The organism is Methanosarcinales archaeon (assembly GCA_014859725.1).
Lineage (GTDB): Archaea > Halobacteriota > Methanosarcinia > Methanosarcinales > Methanocomedenaceae > Kmv04.
In genome coordinates this window covers 1-2,535 of sequence record JACUTQ010000236.1, presented here as the reverse complement: position 1 = coordinate 2,535, position 2,535 = coordinate 1, and the positions used below count along the sequence as shown (strand labels likewise).

At 43.9% G+C, this 2,535-nt stretch carries 3 protein-coding genes; all 3 read right to left on the bottom strand.

The window, feature by feature from the left end; all coding sequences use genetic code 11:
* Nucleotides 1-806, bottom strand: an 806-nt coding sequence (locus IBX40_12655) for a beta-ketoacyl-ACP reductase (GenBank protein ID MBE0525160.1), incomplete at its 3' end; no start/stop codon positions are given.
* 5 nt (nucleotides 807-811) lie between these two features.
* The gene (locus tag IBX40_12650) at nucleotides 812-1,990 is read right to left on the bottom strand and encodes an acetyl-CoA C-acetyltransferase (GenBank protein MBE0525159.1); all 1,179 of its coding nucleotides are present in this window, start codon (nucleotides 1,988-1,990) and stop codon (nucleotides 812-814) included.
* Between the two features lie 28 nt (nucleotides 1,991-2,018).
* Nucleotides 2,019-2,535, bottom strand: a 517-nt coding sequence (locus tag IBX40_12645; GenBank protein MBE0525158.1) for an SDR family oxidoreductase, incomplete at its 5' end; no start/stop codon positions are given.

Below are 2,535 nucleotides of genomic sequence, written 5' to 3'. Positions count from 1 at the left end.
TAATCCGCGTCTTCTGAAACCAGATAAGCCACAGCTCCTGCTACCTCGGATGGCTTCCCAAGTCTTCCCAATGGTATTTGGGCAAGAATTTTTTCCATTATTTCTTTAGGAACCGATTTTAGCATATCAGTTCCAATAAATCCGGGCGCAACAGCGTTTACGGTTATACCCTTACCTGCAAATTCTTTTGCCAGCGTTTGCGATAGAGCTATTAATCCTGCCTTCGAAGCTGCATAATTTGCCTGTCCGCGGTTACCCATCCTTCCGATAACTGAGGATATATTCACAATTCTGCCAGACTTCCTCTCCAGCATACCCTCTATGACCGCTTTGGTACAGTAGAAAGCTCCATCCAGGTTCACAGATAAGACTTCTGTCCACATCTGGGGAGTCATTTTTACAAACGATTTATCCCTTACTATTCCTGCATTATTGACCAGAATATCTATTTTACCGAACTGCTTTACCACCTCGTCCCGCATCCTGTTTACCTGCTCAAAGTCATTGACGTTTGCCTGGCATATGATAGAGTGTTTGCCCATAGAATCTATTAAATCTGATACTTCCTTTGCGTTCTCCTTTGTCTCCATCAGGTCTATCTTCAGGGATAATTTATCGAATTCGTCCATCATACCCATCTGATCTATTAATTTTGATAACTTCTCAGCCTGGTCTTTGGTTGACTGATAATTAATGGCAACATCGGCGCCTTCTTCCGCGAGCCGCAGTGCGATCGCCTGACCGATCCCCCTTGAACCTCCGGTGACCAGGGCGACTTTACCTTCCAATCCTGCTTTCTGTCCCATATTATCTACCTCTTTATCACCATGGCAATACCCTGACCCCCTCCAATACAGAGAGAAGCAAGTCCGTATGTGCCTTTCCTTCTTGTTAATTCATTCAGAAGCGTGACCAGTATCCTTGTGCCGCTGGCTCCTATGGGATGCCCGAGGGCTATGGCGCCGCCATTAACATTAACTTTGTCAGGGTTCAAACCCAGTTCCCTGCTAACTGCGATACTCTGAGATGCAAAGGCTTCATTGAGTTCTATAAGGTCGAGTTTATCAGAAGTTATGCCAGCTTTTTCTATGGCTTTTCTGGTTGCGCCAATAGGACCAAGACCCATCAGTTCAGGAGGAACTCCACATAACCCATAACTTTGGATGGTTGCCAGGGGAGTAAGTCCTTTTTCTTTTGCCTTTTCTTCAGACATAAGAAGAACACAAGCTGCCCCGTCGTTAATTCCTGAAGCATTGCCTGCAGTTACTGTCCCGTCCTTTTTAAATGCTGGTTTTAGTTTTGCGAGGGTCTCTTTTGTGGTGCGAAACCTTGGGAATTCATCTGTATCAAATAAAACAGGTTCACCTTTTGGCTGGGGAACTGCTATAGGAACAATCTCTTCTTTGAACTTCCCTGCCTTAATTGCAGCTTCTGCTTTATTCTGGCTAATTGCTGAGAATTCATCCTGCTCTTCCCTGGTAACATTGTATTTTTCTGCTACGTTCTCTGCTGTAATTCCCATGTGGTAATTTCCAAAAACATCCCATAGTCCATCATGTATCATCAAATCCACAACTTCATCGTTGCCCATCTTTGCTCCCCAGCGGTTTTTTTTCAGCGCGTACGGAGTCATAGACATGGATTCCACACCGCCAGCCAGTACAACATCCGCATCTCCCAGCATGATGGATTGTGCTCCCAGAACAACCGATTTCAATCCCGAGCCGCATACTTTGTTCACGCAAAAAGAAGGTACCTCTTTTGGAATTCCCGCTCCAATTGCAGCCTGTCTTGCCACATTCTGGCCATGACCTGCTGAAAGAACATTTCCCATTATGACTTCATTAACTTCATCTGATCCAACATTACCCCTTTTCAAGGCTTCTTTCAATACCACAGAACCAAGCTGTCCGGGATTGAAATCCTTCAGACTTCCCCCGAACTTCCCAACTGCAGTTCTTGTTGCCGATACAATAACTACATTATTCATCTTATCACCCAAATTTTATTTATAAATCTCAAATTATTAATCCGCCATCTACACAGAGCACAGCTCCATTTACAAAATTTGCCTCATCTGAAGCAAGATACAAATATGCATTTGCAATATCTTTTGGTGCACCAAGTCTGCGCAACGGAGTTTTTTCTTTCATCATTTCCAGGATCTTTTCAGGAACATTTGAGGTCATCGGAGTCGCAATAAATCCAGGCGCTACTGCATTGACCCTTATCCCTTTTTTTCCAAGTTCCTTTGCCAGAGTCTTTGTCATGCCGATCAAACCGGCTTTAGTTGCAGCATAATTGACCTGCCCTACATTGCCGTTGAGTCCTACGATCGAAGATGTATTGATAATTACACCATTCCCCTGGTTCATCATTACTTCAACCACTGCCTGGGTGCAGTTGAAAACTCCTTTAAGATTGACGTCGATAACCTTATCCCACTGTTCTTCAGTCATTTTTGATAAAAAGGCATCCTGAACAATGCCTGCATTATTTATCAGCACATCGATTCGACCATATTTTTCCAGAGTA

What these genes read in the sequence shown, in the direction of transcription:
- IBX40_12650 (MBE0525159.1), bottom strand. Translation starts at nt 1,990, where the DNA reads ATGAATAATGTAGTTATTGTATCGGCAACAAGAACTGCAGTTGGGAAG.